The sequence below is a fragment of the Xanthomonas sp. F4 genome, assembly GCF_011761895.1.
Map to the genome: position 1 here is coordinate 1,411,905 of NZ_JAASQX010000001.1, position 18,941 is coordinate 1,430,845.

An 18,941-nucleotide genomic window follows, 5' to 3' on the forward strand; every position below is an offset into this window, starting at 1 on the left:
GCCAACCGCCCTCGATGGCGCCTGACAGCGAGGGAAGAAGGACGCTGGAATGCTGGATCTGTGTCGTTTGACACGGGCTTCGGCGACAAGAAAAATAAATGGAACTGCCCTTCAGGAACAACATTCAAGGAGGACCAAACGATGAGACAAAAGTGGCTTTTCGTCGCAGCCTGCGCAATGGCGCTGTCCAGTACTGTCCAGGCCCAGGATGCCAAACCGTCGGACCAGTTGGAGGTCATCTCCCGAAGCTACGCAAAGGACAATCACGTGGCTGAGGCGGAAGCCTCCCGGCGCCTGGAGCTCAGGCAGGTGCTTGCCCGGCCGGAGATCGAGGCTTTCAAAGCGGACTATGCAGACCGTCTCGATACATCCTACTGGGACGATAGCCGTGACGGATTCAAACTCGTCCTGCGTCTCAAGCAGGGGCCGGTGCCCGCTATCCGTGAGTTGTCCACCGCGCACGGAACCATCCCGGTGGAATTCACACTGGTGTCCGGCAAGACGCTGGACGAGATCAGCGCCATCCTGGCGGCGAACCAAGCACGCCTGCAGGAGCAGGTGCCCGGCCTGCAAGGCACGGGTATCGATGAAGTGCATGCCGCGATCGTGCTTTACGTCTTCGTCCCTGCGGAGGAACACGCTGCCTACGAAGCGGAGAACGCAGCGCTGAGTCGTCAGCTCGGCGTGCCCGTCAGGTTCAAGTTCCTGCCTGGCCCCATGGAATCCGAGCCACAAGAGTCGCCCGAGCCATCGTCCAGCTCAACGCTGCCCACACAGAGTGCGCCAATGGCAACGACCCAGGCACCCTATGTGCGCGGCGGCTCGCAGATCCTCAATCTGGACAACGAGCACCAGTGCACTGGCGGCTTCATCGTGCGGAACAAGGACAACACCAAGTGGGGCCTGGTCACCGCGGCGCACTGTGGCAAGAACCTCATGTACGGCAACTGGTCGGATGCGGCGAGCGGCGCGCAGGTCACTGCGAAGCTGACGTACGAGGACCAGCTATTCGATGCGACACACGACCTGGCATGGCATTCCTTCCCGGTCCTGGGCTACCGCCCGCTCGGAGAAGTCTTCGCGAGCGACACCTGTTCCAGTTGCGGCGTGGTGATCCTCTCCACCGCAGCCGCCGTACCCGGGGATCGGGTGTGCCACAGGGGCTTGCTGACCGGTTGGACATGCGGCGTCGTGTCGAGCAGCACGGCGAGCTTTGGCAGCAAGGAGTGCAACGGACAGGTCTGTGACCCCCGGGCCTACAAGGTGGTCGTAGGGGACGACCTGGCGTGTTTCGGTGGTGACAGTGGCGGGCCGGTCCACTATGGAAACATTGCCTACGGCATCGTCAAGAGCGCTTCCTATGCCGGCGTCGAACCGGGCCGGTGCGCCATGCTGGTTTTCAGTCCGATTGGCAAGATCGTGGACTTGGGCCTGCGGCTGTACTGATCCAATCACCCGGCACCCTTGCCGGCGTAACCACTATCGCAGCGCGCGCGGATCAAATTGGTCCAGCCGGCATATCAGACAGCTGCAGGAGCCGCCGTAGCGGCGAGCCGGTCCTCTTGATCGAGCAGGCGTTACGCCCCCGCCGGCTGCTCGCGTTTGAGGGCCGTGTCGGCATGGTCCGATGCGGCACGGCAAAGGAGAACCACGGCGGGGGGGGGGCGCGGCTGGCCGTGGCACGCTAGGGCATGCCGGGTCTCCTTGCGATGGGCGGACTCGATGCCGCGCAGGCGGATGGGCGGGTGCCGCGATCAATGGGGGCAGGGGCCGCCCCACGCATTGATGGCGCGGTATCGATGTCTCCGCGCCTGGCTTCTGGATGCTGCGTGCGGAAACCACGGCCGGGGCTGGAAACGCGGCTAGCTGGAGATCGGTACCGCCTGTCACCAGCTCGGGCACGCTGAGGTAGTATCCGGTTCGACCTCGTCAACGTCACACAGACGTCTGATCGTCGCATGTCGCCTTCACGGGTGTGGATTTGAACAGCAATAAGAGATCTGAGCGCACGCGCAGCAAGTGCTGAGCGTGCTCCTATTCTTTTGCCGGAGATCCCCATGCGCTGCATCATCTATACCCGCAAGTCGGCGGACGAGACCGACCCTCAACTCAGTTCACTACAGGTCCAGCGCGACCTTTGCGCTGCTTACATCACAAGCCAGGCCTACGAGGGTTGGCAGTTGCTCCCCGAACATTACGACGACGGCGGCTACTCGGGGGCCACGCTCAAGCGACCTGCGCTGCAGGCGCTGCTCACCCAGGTGCAACAGGGCGCAGTGGACATGATCGTGCTCTACAAGATCGACCGCCTGTCGCGTTCCCTTCGCGACTTTCTCAATCTCATCTCCTTATTCGAGTCCTATAACGTCACATTCGTGTCGGTGACTCAGTCGCTGAATACTGCGACAAGCATCGGGAAGCTTCTGCTCAACGTGCTTCTGTCATTCGCCCAATTCGAGCGCGACATGACCTCGGAACGCCTACGCGATTGGTTCGCAGGTGCCCGGCAGCGAGGGCTTTGGAAGAGTGCGCGACGGCCCTTCGGTTATACGGTCCAGAAGGGATACCTGGATATCCTGGAGACCGAGGCGGAGGCCGTCCGCTACGCGCACCGGCGGTATCCCGCCATCGGCTCTGTGAAGCTGCTCGCTGACGAAATGCACCGCAAGGGGTTTCGCAATCAGTACGGCGGTCCGCTCAAAAAGTCTGCACTGACGAGGGTGCTGCGTAATCACCTCTACTGCGGCGACCTTGTCCACCTTCGCGATGGCGGGAGCGGCCTGTGCGAGGCCGGAGGAGCGGGCCGCGCTCGACGACGCGTGGCGAACATTGTGCCTGCCAGGCATGCACGAGCGGTTCGTGGTTTGAGCAGCTTTCGATAGATGGCGGGGAATTGGGCATTCTCTGCCGCACCGTACCCCTGAAGAGGAGATTGCAGAGATGACAGGTGAGGAAAAGTCGAAGGGCGGCGCGAAGGAGGGGCTGCCCCATCTCAGCCTGGTGGAAAAGGCGTGGGATGCTCAGTGGGTGATGCGGTTCGTGTGCATTGTGCTTTTCGTCGATGCGGCGCTGGTTTTCAAGGGTGGGAAAGGGATGCTTCAGTGGTCGACATCGGCCGACATGCTCTGGAAGGACCTCGGCTTTCTCGTAGTGTCGGCAGCGACCTTTGGTCTCTTGGTCAGCTTCGTGCTGCCGCTGCTGGGTGCTGGGGTGCGTTGGTTCGTCTTCCTCTTTCCCGGGGTCGGCGTCGATTCGTCAGACCGGCGTTCGGAACCGTATGGCGAAGTGTCCGTCACGAAGCTCCTTGATCTGGCGTTGGAACGGGAGAGCGATTTCCTGCTGCGTATGTACGATGACGAGTGGCGGAGATGGAAAGACAGGCTCTCCGAGGATGGACGCGTGGGCGACCTCGTTTTCGCGACGTTGGTCATGGCTGTTGCCGACTTCGCGCTCGCGTTCACGCATACAGGCGGTCGGTCCCTTGTTCTGGACTTGATCTTCCAGCTTGGGGACGCAGGAATCCTTCTTGCTGCCGTGCTGCTTTGGGCCGCATGTTGGATGCTCTACAAGACCTGGTTCGCGCCGTTGCCCTTTCTCAGGGTGTATTACCCGCCGCTTTATCGCGAGTTGCGGGAGAAGGAGCTTCGGCGCAAAGATGAATAACAGATGCTCGAAATGGCGATGACCGCGCGCGACCAGCTCGGTAAAAGAACCCCTTAGCCGGGCCGGCGGCGCATAGCCGACGCTTTGCCAGACTGGAGCGCGCAGCTAAGCAACTGTCTATCTCAAGCACCGAACGCGCTTGTACAGTGGCGCCCACACGCCACGGACCGGTTGGAATGGCCGCGGGGAAAGACATCGCCAAAGGCGCTCTGCTCAGCTTTGGCTACTGTGCCTCTTTCCTGCTGGCGTCGCGCTGCTCGATGGATCAGTGGTATCTGCCGGCGGGGTTGCGCGCCGCGACCTTGCTGTTCCTGCCGTATCGCCTGTGGCCCTATCTGCTCGCCGGTGATGCGGCCGCGCTGCTGGTGATCCGCGTGCCGATGATCGAGCGCGGCGCGAGCCCGGTTTGGGCGTACACCAGTCCCTTCCTGCTGATGCCATGCGTGGCACTGGCCGTGCACGCCGCGCGGCGCCAGCTACCGCGGCTCGTGGACCAGGAGTACCTGCTGCTGCCGCTGGCCTTGATCCTCGCGCTGTGGAGCACGTTGTGCAACTTGGCATTGAATGCCCTGTTCAAAGGCTACACGGCGCTGACGCCGCTGGAGGCGCTTACGCGTTACTGGCTGGGCGACTACCTGGGCATGCTGATGTCCACGCTGCCAGCTCTGCTGTGGCTGCGCCGGGAGGAGCCGGCCACAGCCCGGCCGCGGCTGCCGAGGGATGGCCTGCTCGGGTCGGCAGCCGTGGTGGCGCTGTTCCTGATCTCCAGCATGGCGCAGGACCGCCTGTCGCACCAGATCCTGATGTCGCTGATGGTCGTTCCCTCGGTGGTGCTCACGCTGCTGCACGGCTGGCGCGGCGCTGCTGTCGGCGTCGTGCTCGCCAACGTGGCGATCGGGATCATGCTGCCGGATTCCATGACGCTGGCGTCCTACCACGCCGAGGCATTCCGTGTGCAGCTCGCGCTCGCGGCGGCGGCCACGGGCCTGTTCGTTTTCGGGTCGCGCCTGTCCGCTGCCTTCGAGCACGCCCGCCACTTCCGCCACCAGCGTCAGGAAGCCTGGCAGGTCGCGCAGGCGAGCTACATGCAGGCGGAACGCACGCTGCGCCGCCGGGTGGTCGAGTACAGCGACCTGGCCGTCCACATCAACAAGCTGCGCACGGACATCGTGGCCCATCTCCGCTCGCGGGGACAGCATGCCGCGGCAATGGAGATGACGCGCACGAGCGTGATCCAGCCCAGTTGCTCGACGAGTACGTCACCGCTCTGTACCCACTGGGCATCGAGACGCATGGCCTGTACGCCACTCTGCGTTCGGTCTCGATGAGCAATCTCTGCGATACCGAGTTCGAGTGCCGCTTGCATGGCGATCCCATGCAGCTCTCACTCGGGCTGCAGCTTGTCGCGTACCGATGCGTCCTCAGCGTTGTCGAAACCCTGCCGCCAGCGAAGCGCTATCTCATCAAGGGCAGGGTGTGGCGAGCTGGAAGGCGCCATGGCATCGTGCTCTGCGTAGTCGCCGACGCCTCTCCGCTGGATCGGCGCCGTACAGTGGCGCACGATGCCGACTGGGAGCTCGCGGCCCGGCTCAAAGTGCATGGCGGTACCTGCCGGCGCCGCCATGCGTACTGCCTCAGCTTTCTCGTTTCGGAGTCGGTGGGCGAAGGGCTCAGTCTGCGGCGCTGATCTGCCTGGCGTTGCCGCCGCTGCCGGGCACCACGCGTACGACGAAGCCCGAGGTCTGGTACACCACCGCACCCGCGGTGCTGGCTCCCTTCGCCGGCAAGGTTACGCGTGCCACGTCCGCCCCCATCGGCAGCACCCACAGCGTGTCGTTGACTCTGCCCACTGCGGCGTACCGTGCCCGCGACATCGTTGATCTGCAGGTACGTCACGCCGTCGCGCTCGAACTCATAGATGCGCCAGGCCGGGTCCAATGCTAGGTTCCTTGCCTTCGGCAAAGCCTCGCCCAGGCCGGCGGCCGCAGGCGCCCCGTGACCACCATCCGGGGCAGCACGCCTGCGCCACATGGGCGCCAGCCAGCAGAACGCCCGCCAGCGCGATACGGGCCAGCACGCTCGTCTTCATCATCTCCATGATTCGTCCTTGTCCCCTTCGGGGAGCTATCGCCTGCAATTCAGGCCGATCCAAGGTACGTGGTCCGATGACGTGAGCGGTCGACAAGTCCGGGGCAGAGTCGAGGAACGTTGGTTCAGCTTGCTGATCCCGAGCGATGACCCATACCGTGTCCAGCAACGCGCGGTCGGGAGGCAGCTCCGCCTGTGGCGCAGATTGAGGATGCGGCCCCCCCAGGCCTCGTCAAAAAGCCTTCTGCAATACGGGTCAAGGCGGAGAGCCGCGCGCGAGTGCGATAGGGCAGAGCTTCCCGCGCTAGCTCGACCAGCGCCGCCCTGGCTATCGCGGGATCAAGATCGGGCACTCACTCTGAAATAGGCCTTTCTTGGGGAAGAAGATGACCCCCCGTTTCCCCTCCATCACCAGATCGATATCTGCCAATTGATATCGGAGATCAAAGAAGACCAGATAGTCAGTGCTCCTGTCCTCGCCGAATCCTAAGAATCTGGGTTTAATGGAGATTCGTCCTTCCCGTGATTGATGCGAACCAAAGTAGAATTCAGACAGATGGTCCTCAATAGGTCCGATCCTCTTGAGTTTGACGGCCTTGCCATCGCGCAGAGCATATGCCTCCAGGCTGGCCGCCCTTGGCAAATTCCAGGGCATGAGGGATTCATCGAGCTTGAAGGGCGCGCCCTCGTTCACTGCGCGGATTGTGAGCTCATCCTTGGAATCGCAGGCGACCGAGGCGTCGAGTTGCAAGACGTTCTTCGACAAAGCCTGTCCCTGGATCGCCATCAAAAGCAGTGAGGGCAGGATCAACTTAGTCACTGTATCCATAGGTGCCGTTCTTGATGGAGGGGATGGCGATGTTGGTGATCTGCTTAATTCGTCGAATGATTGCAGCCTTGCACTTCGCATCACATTGCGAATTCTTGGCAGTGAGTTTGCCCCGCAGGCAGTCCAATTCTGCGGCATGCGCATAGAACTCGGAAATATCAAGCTCGCTATACTTCTGACCTGGCGCGGGAGTGCTGGGAAAGGTGACCGCTTTGGGCGGTGCGCTTATGCCCATCCACTGAAGCGGTCCTCGCTGGCAAAGATTGGGATTGGAGCGATTGGCGTCTGCCACGTGCGACATCTCGTGCGCGGCAACGCAATCGGCAACCTCGGAGCACTGGCGATAGTCGTCCGGCCATTGGCTGTAGTTGTAGTAGGGCTTAACAATACCATCTACACAATAGATGCTTCCAGCAGGGCGGCGATTCTCGGGTGGTACGTCGATCAAATACGCGGCTAATCCGCTTGGATCCACCGCTACAGCCGGCGAGAGACCTGCGTACGCAAACGTGTTCGGACCGCCAGCCAGTCCGATCGGATCGCTTTGCACATATCGGCCGGTAACAGAGTCATAATCCCGAAAGTAGTTTTGGTTGAGGCCGCTCTGCGCGTCATAGCGCTGGCCGGGAAAGCGCATATTGAACACGAACGCAGTACCGTCCTTGTCCGGGTCCTGATCCGGAGCCGTGGCGCCGAATGCCTCCCCCTTCAAGTCCCATCGCCAGATCGCCACGTCGCGCACCGGATCGATCACGGCACGCGGCGTGCCCAAATGGTCTGGCTCGACGTATCGCAACGCGGTCTTGACCAGTACGCCCACCGGCATGTCGTCCAACCAGATCGCCTGTTGCACCACCGCTCCGTTGTTGTCGTAGTCGCCCAGCCAATGGCCGGTCTCGTCATAAACCGTGTAGGTGCTGGTCTTTGCGAACCGTCTGACCTGCTCGCCGCGGCCGTTGTAGCTGTAGGTCATGGCGACGCTGCCGGAGCGTTTCGCCTGGCTCATGCGGCCCATGTCGTCATAGATGAACTCCCTTGACGTTCCGCCAATCGCCGTCGTGTTGCCGGCTGCGTCGTAGCTGCGTGTGGTGGTGCCGACGCTGCTCAGACGGTGGTTGTCACTTGAGTAGGTGTAGATCTGCGTGGCGGTGTTGACCTTGGCTCCGACGCGGTTGCCCGTGGCGTCGTAGCTGTAGCCGTCGATCACCGTGCCGGTCGGACCATCCTTGAATGCGGTCAGCCGACCGAGCGCGTCATAGTCCAAGCTGACAACCGGCGCCGTATTGCCCGGAGCGGTGAGAGCGCTGAGGTTGCCGGCCGGGTCGAACGCGAAGCCCACCGCCAATCCATCGCTGCGGGTGTCGTTGACTGCCAGCGGACGGTAGTCTTGATCGAGAACTCGCTGCATCGGACGGCCGTTACCGTAGGTCCACCCGGCCACCGGACCGAATGGATAGTAGGTGGCCTGCTTCAGCACCACTTGCCGCGAGCCGCTTTGGGTGGTCACACCAATCTCGGTGGTCTGGCCCTGGGCGTTGCGTACATAGTCCACTACTGTTCCGTCTGGGTAGGTCAGCCGGCTGAGCTGACCCGCTTTGGTGTACGCGTATCGCAGCACGAATACCTTGCCATTCGTTGACTGAACCTTGCGCACGAGATCGCCGAACCGGTCGTAGCAGTAGTCGGTGCTGCCGCTGCCGTCCTGCATCCTGGTGAGGCGACCGATGCCATACGTCTCGCCACTGGCGCAGGTGGTTTGGGTGACGTCGTAGGTGTACCGGATATTGAGACTCGTTGTTGGGTAGGCGACCTGGGTCAATCGGTTCAACGCGTCGTAGCTATAGCTCGTCCTGACGTTCCGCGCGTCCGTCTGGGTCGATCGGTTGCCGGCAGTATCGTAGGTGTAGGTTGTGGTGCTCGTGTCCGGGCTGGTCACCGCGGTCATGTCGCCCAGGCCGTTGTAGACGTAGCTGGTGTCCAGGCCTTTGGGGTCGGTGACGTTCGTGATGTTGTCCAGTGCGTCGTAGCTGAACTTGGTTTCGGCGGCGATCCCACCCACGTCCTGCAGCGTCCGGGTGAGCCGGTTGAGTCCGTCGTAATCATTCTGCGTCTTGTGCCCCAGCGCGTCGGTGACAGTCGTGGCGTTGTCGTTGGCGTCGTAGCCAAAGTCGGTCGGATTGCCCTGCGCCGTGGCCTGCGTGGCGAGTTGACCGAACTGGTTGTAAACGCGCGAGAGTGTGCGTTTGAGCGCCCCCGATGCATCCTTGGTGTCCTCCTTGACCCGGTTCCCAGCGCTGTCCAGCGTGTAGTGGATCGTGTTGCCGGCGTTGTCGGCAATATCCGTCAAGCGGTGCGCAGCGTCGTAGGCAAATCGCGTGAGAGTTCCGTCCGGTTGTGCCACCTGTTTGACCAAGCCGTTCGGCCAGTAGTCGACCAGGGTAATGCGATCGTCGCTCTCCGTACTGTCGTCAGCGCCCCGCACCTTGGTGGCGGTGAGCCATCCCCGAGGATGGAAGGTGAAGTCGGTGACCCGACCGTTGGCGTCCTTGACCGTCAACACGCGGCCGGCACCGTCGTAGGCAAGATACTCGGTGACCTGGCCGAGGGCGTTGGTGGCCTTCCACAGGTCGCCTTTGCGGTAGCGGCATTGCGCCGGCGAGGTCTCGCAGCCGCTCGCGTTGGCGGAATAGTAGGAGAAGGTTGCCACCACCTGCTGCGAATCCTTGTCCTTCCGAACGGAAAGAAGAGCGCCCACGTAAGGGCAGTTCCCGGACTCGTAGTTGGCTTGGGTGCAACGTTCGTAGCGAACCTGACGCACCCCAGTGGGCGGAATCGCCTGGCTGCCACAGTTGTAGCCGCTGGCTGCGGAAACGGATGGATCCATGCGGCACTCGGCCGCCACCCTTCCGGAAATGTCGTAGGAGCGCTTGGACAACAGGCTGGTTCGATACTTCCCGCCATCCAGCATCGAGGTTTGTCCGCCGATTTTCCGGCCGACTTCATCCCGGAAAATGCTCACATCACGTCTCTTTCCCGACGTGAGATCGCCGATATACTCCCTGGAGTTCGTCAGGAGACCGTTGTTGTAGAAATACTCGGTCTGGTTCCCATTGCGATCCGTTGTGGACGCCAGATTGTCACGGGTGTCGAAATTTCGCACAGATGTACCACGTGCGTCCGTCATCGAGGTGATTCGGCGGCTGAGTCCGGGGCCAATCACGTACTTCTGTGTTTCCATGCCATCCACTGCGACCTCGATGTTGTAGTCATCGGCGTACTTCAGCGATGTAACTTCGACTTGCGCCCCTTTCCCATCGAGCAGCGCGCTGGATGCCACTCTTCCGCGGTTGTCGTACGAGAACTTGGCGTAGTCTGAGCCAGTTTCATCTTTGATACCGGTCAGCAGGGAATCCTCCTGATAGGAGTAGGTCTTGGTGAATCCCGCAACGGTCGTACCCGTCAAATCGCCATTTGTATAGGTGTACTCCACGGAGTTGCCGTCGGGAAGGTAGATGTGGGCCAGCAGGTCGCCGGAGTAGCCGAAGAGCAGCTCTCTACCGGTGTCGTCCATGGCCGACAGCAGTTTGGTCGTGCTTTCGTCGTAAGTGAAGCGAATATTGCCGCGTGCGTCCGAGCCGCTCTTCAGAGAAACGAGCCGCCCCCTGTAGTCAAATATGCGGACGTCGCCATACTCATCGAATACCTTCCAGCCCGCCCCGAAGTTGTTGGGGTCCCTCTGTATCACTCGGCCGCTCACTGAACCCGTCGCCGTTGTGCTGGACGACGATGGGAATGTGAACAGCTCGATGTATCCGTATTCGTTCAGGTAGCGTAGCTTGTCAGCGCCACTCGTGCTGATCGACTCCTGAAACGTGTGGGACCAGCCACGCGCCATGTATGGCGCCGACAGCTGCCGCAGCGAGTGGTAAGAGCGCACGAATTTCCTGCCGGCGAATGTGAAATCGGGCTCGAAACGGGCCTTGTCGCCGGTCGATGGGTAGCATGGATTGGCATTGGCTGCGCAGGTGGATACCTGCATAAGGTGGGCAGCGATGATCGTCCAGCGGTCGTCGTTTTTAGGTCGGCAGTACCGCTTGTCCGCCCAGCGTGCTAATAAATCAGCCTTTTCGTAAGATCCAATCTCGTAACCCGATTCGCAGATGAGATCCTGCTTCTTAAACAGTGGAATGCTCCCGGCCTGGCTTTGCCCATTTGCGCACGTTCTTTTGAATTCGAGCTGCCTGGTACTCTGGTTGGCCGCGTCGCCGTAGTAGAAAACTGTCGCCGACTCCCGCGTTTGAGCTACGTTGAAATCGCCGAATGGCTCTGAGTAACTGCCTGTGACATTGAATGGTCCTGTCGAACAGTTCGTTTCCGCGTCATGCTTGGATAGTTCCTGTTCCAGCGACTTGACCACCGTCTGCTCGTCGCCACACCAGCCGGACTCACATGGGTGATTTTCTGTGAACAGCCCGTGGGCATACAGAATGGTTTGCGGTATCGCAGATCGATCCGGGGCTGAATACTGCAGCATCAAAACCCCATCGGGATCCACGTAAGAACTCCGATATTCCATGTATTGAAACTTTGGATCAGACCCGTCCGAGTGCATGGCATTTTCTGCCTCTTTCAGGGACTGGTACCCCCAATTGCCTTTATACCAATAGGACCATGGCTTATCCTGCGCCTTGGTATCGAAGCAAAAAAGCATGCCGAGAAAGGCAGCCGCGCTGCAAAGAAAAAGAGTTGTAATCCTTGACATCTCTGGCCCCTGTAGATGATTCAATTTCGATAAGATCGATAAGGGCCTGAATAAAACTCTGGCCCTTCAAGATGCACTAAAAAACTGGCTCTCCGGAATCTACTCGCTGCCATAGGCAGTCGACTGCCAAGCGCGGCCTCCACGGATAAGCGCTGCGCCGCCTCCATCCTGAGTGATAGTGGGGGATTTGTTGCAGCGGTAATTGGCCAAACCGAAGCCCGCATTGCCGGCAATCGTCCGGCTGCGAGCGGCGCCGTGCAGAGCGTGGGCGTGATCAATTTGTGCCTGCCGGGGTGAAGGTTCGCCAATCCATGCTGGAGGCGATGCCGACAAGTAGAGAATCCCCCATTCATGCAATTCGACCTCCCTGTCGATTCCCGTTTTTCCTTCGGGTGTTCGAATGCGTCTACGCGGCATCCTTCCGGCGGTGCTCCCCCACGCGTGAGCGATTGGAGCGCGCGCCGACTCTATCGATGTTTCCGTCGCAAAGTGTTAAGAACATCCCACTGCCAGCGTCCCCGCTGATGGTCAGAAATGACGTTACCGGACGTGCGGTGGCTCCATAAGGGCCGGCGGGACGAGCTTCGCTGCACCATACGGCTTGCGAGAGGTAGATTCCCCGGGTGCACAATGGGTTACTCGAACCCTCCCACAGCGGGGGAGTACGTCCGCTCAGGTACGGGGGCGTAAAAAAGCGGCTCCCGAAGGAGCCGCTGAGAGTTGCTAGACGTTCAAGCCACCAACTGCCGCGCGAGCGCGACTTCCACGGAGTCCCCGTCCTGGTTCAGCACCTCGAGCCCGCTCTCCGGGATGTCTCCCGAAGTGCTCTGCGCCACCATGATCTTCTTTGCCATGAGCTGCAGGCACGCCATCTGCGATGACGCCGCATAGCCCAGAAAGATCACGCGGATGTCCTGCTTCTGGCCGATGCGCCAGGACCGGCGCGCGGCCTGCTGCAGCGAGTACACGTTGTATCCGGACTGCATGAACACGATCGTCGGAAAGTCCAGCAGATCGAGCCCGGTCTTCACCAACTCCGGGTTGGTGATGAGGACATCGATGCCCCGATCCACCTGCTCGGCGATCCAGTCCTCGCGGCGGCTGGCGTCCACGTTCGCGCGCAGCACCGCGACTTTGAAGCCTTCCAGTTCGAGTATTCGCTTCAGCCGCGAAGTCGTGTCGCGCTTGCCCGTGTACGTCGTGTAGACCAGCGTCTTCCGGCCCAGGGCTTTCTCCTGCCGGCAGATGTCGATCAGCTCCCGCTCCTTGGGCATGACCTCCATGTCGTGGAACTGGGACGGAACAAACGCGAGGGTGGCGCGCGTGCGGGGATGCACCACGTTCTCCGCGCGAAAGCACGTGTCCGGCCAGGCCAGCAGCGCGTTGAGGACCACACCCAGCAGGGTGGTGTCGCGGCGGGCCAGTGCCTGCCGCAACTCGGTGGTCAGCCGCACGGACAGCGCCGCATAGGCGGCGGCCTGTGCCGGTGCCATCGGCACCTCCCGGAGCTCCTCCTCGTACGGCGGGAGCGCATCGCTGCCGATGTCGCGCAGCTTGAGGAAGAGCGTGAACGGCACGACGCAGCGCAGCACGCCCTTCGGGCCGAAGCCGGGTGCCTTGACCGTCCGCACGCTGACCTTGTTGCCCTTCGCGGTCTTGTGCGCGGTGCCCGCGCTCTCGGAGTAGATGTCCTTCAACACCCCGTGGTCGCGCATAAACGCCATCGCCGCGGAGGTCATGCTGCCGTTCTTGGAGGGGCGGTAGCCGTCTTCGATCATCCGCCCGGGCAGGGCGCGGAACAGCAGGTAGAACAGGTCGTCGCCGTAGCCGCCCATCAGCGTGCCGGTGAGCTCCAGCGACTTGCGGCACTTCGACGCGAGTACGCCCATGGCCTGGCCCTGGGCGCTGCCTCCGTTCTTGTACTCGTGCGCCTCGTCAGCGATGAGCAGATCGAACGTGCCGTTCGGCAGGTAGCGTTTGACGAACTCGCTGGGCTGGTAGCCGCCCTCGCCGAAGCCGAACTCCATGTTGGCCATCGCCCGCTCCATGCGCGCGGCCTGGCGGTCGGAGAACACCAGCTCTCCGTCGCCATCCATCAGGTTGATGAATTCATGGATGTTGTCGCCCAGCATCGAGGCCAGGAAGCCGTCGCCGAACTTGCGCATCAGCTTCTGGGCCGTGACCTCGCCGATGGTGGGAATGCGCTTGAGTGCCTTCAGCACGGCCGAGGACTGGTCGCTGCCAGAGAGAGTGCGGGGACGCATCAGCGTCCACAGCGGGGTGGCGCAGTGGCTGCACTTCCTGCGGTACTCCTCCGCCTGCAGCGCGACCGGGCTGACCGGTTCGCCATCGAGGTCGGTGATGACCGTGCCGCAGTCCGGACAGGCGGCTACCTGGCCGTCGCGCATGCGCCGCTCGACGAAGATGGGCTTCCAGTGGAAGCCCATCCGCATCCTCACCCGGCCCAGGACGAAGAACTCCTGGCCGGTGGGCTGCGCGCCCAGTTGCTCGCGCAGCTTGATGAGCTTGACCAGCGTATCCGGGCCGTTGAGCACCCAGACCTTGGCACCCGCCACGGTTTCGAGGATTTCGCGGCGCCACTTGTAGACCAGGTGCGGCGGCGACAGGACGAGCGTGCGGCGGTAGCCTTCGGCGTGCAGCACGGCCGCGGTGGCGATACCCACCGTGGTCTTGCCGCAGCCCATCTCGCCGTTGACGAACGCGGCGCGCTCGCCGCGGTCGATCAACAGCTCGGCGGCCGCATGGACGACTTCCGCCTGGGCGGGGAAGAGGCGGCGCTTCAGGCCCGCAATGACGCGTTCGCGGTGCGCCCTTGGCTGGCCGGCATAGACCGGCGGATTGGCGCGGTTGAGGGATTCGAGCAGTTCGTCGCCGAATTCGGTGACGAACTCCGTGAGGCTCAGCGCCTCAAGGCTGTTTCGTGCGCTCCAACACCAGCAATGGGTCGATGCGCACATCGAACCAATTCATCCCCCAATGCAGATGCGGCCCGGTCGCACGACCCGTGGCGCCGACGGCGCCGATGACCTGGCCCTGGGCGATGCGGTCGCCGACTTTCACGTCGATCCGCGACAGGTGCAGGAAGTTGGAGCTGACGCCGTAGCCGTGATCCAGCAGCACGGTGCCGCCGGTCAGGTACAGGTCGGGAGCAGCGAAGGTGACGACGCCGGCCGCCGGGGCCTTGACCGGAGTGCCGGTGGGCACGGCGATGTCCATGCCGGAATGCCCGGCGCCAGGCTGGCCGTTGTAGACCCGGGCATTGCCGAAACGGCCGCTGATGCGGCCCTGTACCGGCCAGATGAAGGGCGCGGCGAAATCGGTGCGCGGGTCGTCGCGGTCGCGCGCGGCGGTGACCTGGGCCTGTTCGCGCTTGATCCGCTCGGCGATCGCCGGCGGCGGATTCACCGTCTTCGGCGGCACCCCGTTGACCTGTTCCAGCGGCCAGTCGCGCGGCGTCACCGCAATCTCGACGGTTTCGCTGCCGCCGTCCGGGCGCTGCACGGCGATGCGCAGCGGACCGCGCTCGTCGCGGCCGATGCCGAACACCACGCTGCCGTAGTCGCTGACACGCAGGGTGCGTCCGGCGTACTGCACGCGGCTGCCGGGCGCCACCTTGCCGATCACCAGTGCGCCCTGCGAGGCGCTGCGCGGGAACACGCTGCGCGCCTCGGCGCCGGCCGCGGCCGGCGTCTGCGCGTGCAGCGCCGGGGCGAGCGGTGCGGTCAGCAGGACCAGCGCCAGTGCGGCGCCGGACACCAGGGCGACGCGCATCAGCGGTCGAACGCCAGGCGCTGCCCGTTGGGGCTGCCGACCAGGCGGGTCCCGTCCCAGGCCAGCACGCCGTTGACCCAGGTCGCGGCGATCTTGGAGCGGAAGCTGCGGCCTTCGAACGGCGACCAGCCGCACTTGGACAGCACGTCCTCGCGGCGCACGGTGAACGCGGTGTCGTCGATCAGCACCAGGTCGGCGTGGTAACCCTCGCGCAGGAAGCCGCGTTCGTGCACGTCGAACAGCAGCGCCGGCGCATGCGCGAACTTGTGCACCACCTGGGCCACGCTGAGCCGGCCCTCGTGGACCAGTTCCAGCGCCGCGACCAGTGCGTACTGCACCAGCGGCAGGCCGGACGGGGCCTGCGCATACGGCTTGCTCTTCTCTTCCCAGGTGTGCGGCGCGTGGTCGGTGGCGAGCACGTCGATCACGTCCTCGGCGATCGCGCGGATCAGCGCCTCGCGGTCGCTGGCGTCCTTGATCGCCGGGTTGCACTTGATCAGGTTGCCGAGCGTGGCGTAGTCGGCGCGGTCGAAGCGCAGGAAGTGGATGCAGGTCTCGGCGGTGATGCGCTTGCTCTGGATCGGGCCGGGCGCGAACAGCGCCAACTCGTCGGCGGTGGAGATGTGCAGCACGTGCAGGCGGGTGCCGTGCTTCTTCGCCAGCGACACCGCCAACTGCGAGGATTTCAGGCAGGCCTCGCGCGAGCGGATGTCCGGGTGCATGCCCGGGGTCAGCGCCTCGCCGTACTTTTCCTTGAACGCGGCCAGGGTCGCGTCGATGGTCGGGGTGTCTTCGCAGTGGGTGATGATCGGCGTCGGCGCGTCGCGGAAGATCGCGTCCAGGGTCTGCGGGTTGTCGACCAGCATGTTGCCGGTGGAGGCGCCCATGAACACCTTGATGCCGGGCGCGGTCTTCGGGTCCAGGGTCTGGATCGCGGCCAGGTTGTCGTTGCTGGCGCCCAGGTAGAAGCCATAGTTGCCCCAGGCGCGGCCGTGCGCGGCGTCGTACTTGGCCTGCAGCGCGGCGGCGTCGAGCGTGGGCGGGTTGGTGTTGGGCATGTCCATGAAGCTGGTCAGGCCACCGGCCACCGCCGCCGCCGATTCGGTGGCGATGTCGCCCTTGTGGGTCAGGCCGGGTTCGCGGAAGTGCACCTGGTCGTCGATCATGCCGGGCAGCAGCCAGCGCCCGGCGGCGTCGACCACGGTCTCGCCCTCGCGCGCGGCCAGTTGCGGGGCGATCGCGGCGATGCGGCCGTCGGCGATGCGCAGGTCGCCCTGGGTTTCGCGGCCTTCGTTGACCAGGCGCGCGTTGACGATCAGTGTGGAAGCGGACATCAGTGTTTTCCTTGGCAGCGGCAGGGTGGCGGTGCCGTGGGGTCGGGCACCGGGTCGAACCCGCCAGGATGGAAGGGATGGCAGCGGCCGACGCGACGGGCGGCCATCCAGCCACCGCGCAATGCGCCGAAACGGGCGATGGCGGTCACCGCGTACGCCGAGCAGCTGGGCACGAAACGGCAGCGCGGCCCCAGCAGCGGGCTGATGAAGCGCTGGTACAGGCGCAGCAAGGCGATGAGAGCGCGGGCGATCACGCCACCATGATATGCCACTGTGCTCGACTAGGCCGGTCGCTCGGCGTATACGCCGCGTTGTTGCCGCGGGGGGTAGGGTAGGCTATAAAGGCCCGCTTTCCCGGGCCCCGGGAAGACCAAGGAAGAGCGTTCGTGGCTGCTAAAAAACCTGCAAAGAAGGCCGTCCAGGCCGCCAAGAAGCCCGCCAAGCCCGTCGCCAAGAAAGCGCCGGTGTCCGCCGCCAGCAAACCGCCGAAGAAAGCCGCGCCCGCGAAGTCGGCGGCCAAGGCTGCGCCGGCCAAGCCGGCCAGCAAGGTCGTGGCCAAGAAGCCGGCGGCCAAGCCGGTGGCTGCGGCATCGGCCAAGTCCGCTCCTGCCAAGGCCCCCGTCAAGAAGGCCGCGGTCAAGAAGGCGCCTGCCAAGCCGGTCGCACCGGCGAAGGCGGCCGCCAAGCCTGCGCCCGCCGCCAAGCCGGCAGCGAAGACGTCGGCCGCCAAGCCCGTCGCCAGGGTGACCAAGGCCGCGGCCGCTCCCGCCAAATCCAAACCGGCCACCGCCTCCGTCGCACCCGCGGTGGCCACCTCCGTACCGAAGTCGGCGTCCAAGCCGGCTGCGGCCAAGCCTGTCCCGGTCAAGCCCGCCGTGCCTGCCGCAGCACCGGCTCCCAAGCCCGTTGCCGCCAAGTCCGTCGCGCCGTCGACCCCGCCACAAAAGAATCCCGTGTCCGTTTCGAAATCCTCCGCGAAAACCCCTACCAAGTCCGAATCCACCCCGAAGGCGCCGGTCGCCAAGCCCACCGGCAAGGTCGCCGTGGCCGTGACCGCCAAGTCCAATACGCCGGCCAAGCCGGCCAAGTACAAGGTGGTCGATTACAAGACCGACGAGGCCACCGGCCGTCCGATCCTGCCCAAGGGCTACAAGCCGGCGGCGGACGAGGAGTACATGAGCGCGCTGCAGCAGGAGTACTTCCGCCAGCGCCTGCTCACCTGGCGTGCCGACCTGGTCGAGGAATCCAAGCAGACCATCGAGAACCTGCGCGACGAAGTCCGCGACATCGGCGACGAGGCCGAGCGCGCGACCCGCGAGACCGAGAACTCGCTGGAACTGCGTACCCGCGACCGCTACCGCAAGCTGATCGGCAAGATCGACAGCACGCTCAAGCGTCTGGACGCCGGCGACTACGGCTACTGCGTGGACACCGGCGAAGAGATCGGCCTGGAGCGCCTGGAAGCGCGCCTGACCGCCGAGCGCACCATCGACGCGCAGGAGCGTTGGGAGCACCTGCAGAAGCAGCAGGGCGACTGAGTCCTCGCCGTCTTCATGCGTCAAGGCAAGGCCCCGCTCGCGCGGGGCTTTGCGTTTTACGGCACCGCCGGTCCAGGCGTTGCACGCCCCGGCTCGTGCCGCATGCCCCAGACGCGATGCCGCCGCGGGAAGCCGGCGCTTGCAGGGTCGGCGCGCGATGCTCGGCCCTGGGCCAATCCTGCTGCCGGGGCCACCTGCGGCTGCGTGGATGCTGCGTCGAGGCGGCCATACCTCAGCATGAGCGGCGGCGCCCTTCAGCGCACCCCGTTGACCAGCCCGCTTTGCGTGTCCTTGCTCAGTTGCAAGCCGGGCAGGGCGAAGCTGTCCAGGTCCTGCTTGGTGGCTGCGATGTCCAGCCCGACGAGGACCGAGGTGTCCGGATCGACCTCCAGGCCCAGCGGCATCGCCGCGAACTGCACGTAGTCGCGGCTGGCGTTCCAATGCGGCTGGCCGCCGATCGCCTGCAGCACGCGATCGACGTGCGTGCCGACCGGCTGGCCGAGCAGATCGAACGGCAATGGCACGCCGGGGGTGGCGGAGACGATCACGTTGACGACCCGGTCGTGGCGAAAGCGCACCGCCAGCTGGCTGTAGGCGAGGGCGGCGGCTGGCCGCGGTTGCTGCGCCAACTGCGCATCGAATCCGCGCGGATACAGATACACCACACTGAGCGTGTCCGGATGCGCCGTATCGCGGCGGGTGATGTCCGGCTGGCCCAGCGCGGCCAGGACCTGTTGCCTGCGCATGCCGAGCGCGACCGGGCCGAGACGTGTGCATGAGGGGGGCAGGGTGGCGGCGCTGCTGGTGCCTGCAAAAACCTGATGCAGCGCGTGCGTGCAGGCCGCCGCATCGCTGCCGGCGGCATGGGCCCGCGAGAAGGCTAGACCGAGAGCGAGCAGGCCGCACAGCGAAAGAAACCGGGGTGCCATGAGCAA

12 protein-coding genes and 1 pseudogene are annotated in these 18,941 nt (G+C 63.9%); 5 read left to right on the top strand and 8 right to left on the bottom strand.

Annotated elements, in window-relative coordinates; genetic code table 11:
- Positions 1-60: 60 nt before the first annotated feature.
- The 4 genes and pseudogenes from FHR66_RS06220 (at position 61) to FHR66_RS06235 (ending at position 5,350) form a co-directional block, all read left to right on the top strand.
- Positions 61-1,446, top strand: coding sequence for a S1 family peptidase (locus FHR66_RS06220; RefSeq protein WP_343160696.1), 1,386 nt, complete (start codon positions 61-63; stop codon positions 1,444-1,446).
- 611 nt (positions 1,447-2,057) lie between these two features.
- Positions 2,058-2,882 carry a recombinase family protein gene (locus FHR66_RS20870; protein WP_202394968.1) on the top strand — a complete coding sequence of 275 codons (825 nt, stop codon included), beginning with the start codon at positions 2,058-2,060 and terminating at the stop codon, positions 2,880-2,882.
- A gap of 58 nt (positions 2,883-2,940) precedes the next feature.
- Entirely contained in the window at positions 2,941-3,663 is a 723-nt protein-coding gene (locus FHR66_RS06230; protein WP_160970312.1) for a hypothetical protein, read from the top strand.
- A 176-nt stretch (positions 3,664-3,839) separates the two neighbouring features.
- A pseudogene (locus FHR66_RS06235) lies at positions 3,840-5,350 on the top strand (MASE1 domain-containing protein).
- On the opposite strand, the gene FHR66_RS21015 reads toward FHR66_RS06235, so the two are convergent.
- From FHR66_RS21015 to yidD, 7 genes are all read right to left on the bottom strand, one after another.
- Entirely contained in the window at positions 5,334-5,537 is a 204-nt protein-coding gene (locus tag FHR66_RS21015; RefSeq protein WP_343160697.1) for a hypothetical protein, read from the bottom strand. The pseudogene FHR66_RS06235 and the gene FHR66_RS21015 overlap by 17 nt on opposite strands.
- Before the next feature lie 542 nt (positions 5,538-6,079).
- Positions 6,080-6,571 carry a hypothetical protein gene (locus FHR66_RS06245; RefSeq protein ID WP_160970313.1) on the bottom strand — a complete coding sequence of 164 codons (492 nt, stop codon included), beginning with the start codon at positions 6,569-6,571 and terminating at the stop codon, positions 6,080-6,082.
- Positions 6,564-11,342: an RHS repeat-associated core domain-containing protein gene (locus tag FHR66_RS21020; protein ID WP_456361729.1), complete on the bottom strand. Its 4,779-nt coding sequence runs from the start codon at positions 11,340-11,342 to the stop codon at positions 6,564-6,566. Before FHR66_RS21020 ends, FHR66_RS06245 begins: the two co-directional genes overlap by 8 nt.
- A gap of 731 nt (positions 11,343-12,073) precedes the next feature.
- On the bottom strand, positions 12,074-14,320 hold the full coding sequence (locus tag FHR66_RS06255; protein ID WP_160970314.1) for a helicase-related protein: 2,247 nt from the start codon (positions 14,318-14,320) through the stop codon (positions 12,074-12,076).
- On the bottom strand, positions 14,271-15,134 hold the full coding sequence (locus FHR66_RS06260; protein ID WP_160970316.1) for a M23 family metallopeptidase: 864 nt from the start codon (positions 15,132-15,134) through the stop codon (positions 14,271-14,273). Before FHR66_RS06260 ends, FHR66_RS06255 begins: the two co-directional genes overlap by 50 nt.
- Positions 15,134-16,468 (bottom strand): dihydroorotase, encoded by a 1,335-nt coding sequence (locus tag FHR66_RS06265; protein ID WP_160970318.1) that lies wholly within the window; start codon positions 16,466-16,468, stop codon positions 15,134-15,136. The genes FHR66_RS06260 and FHR66_RS06265 overlap by 1 nt, the downstream gene beginning before the upstream one ends.
- Positions 16,468-16,740 carry a membrane protein insertion efficiency factor YidD gene (yidD, locus tag FHR66_RS06270; RefSeq protein WP_106407029.1) on the bottom strand — a complete coding sequence of 91 codons (273 nt, stop codon included), beginning with the start codon at positions 16,738-16,740 and terminating at the stop codon, positions 16,468-16,470. The genes FHR66_RS06265 and yidD overlap by 1 nt, the downstream gene beginning before the upstream one ends.
- 114 nt (positions 16,741-16,854) lie before the next feature.
- Here yidD and dksA point away from each other — a divergent pair, with 114 nt between their 5' ends.
- Positions 16,855-18,006 (top strand): RNA polymerase-binding protein DksA, encoded by a 1,152-nt coding sequence (gene dksA / locus FHR66_RS06275; protein ID WP_160970320.1) that lies wholly within the window; start codon positions 16,855-16,857, stop codon positions 18,004-18,006.
- Between the two features lie 254 nt (positions 18,007-18,260).
- Here the strand turns inward: dksA and bamE are convergent, their stop codons facing one another.
- Positions 18,261-18,935 (bottom strand): outer membrane protein assembly factor BamE domain-containing protein, encoded by a 675-nt coding sequence (gene bamE, locus FHR66_RS06280; protein WP_160970322.1) that lies wholly within the window; start codon positions 18,933-18,935, stop codon positions 18,261-18,263.
- Positions 18,936-18,941: the final 6 nt, after the last annotated feature.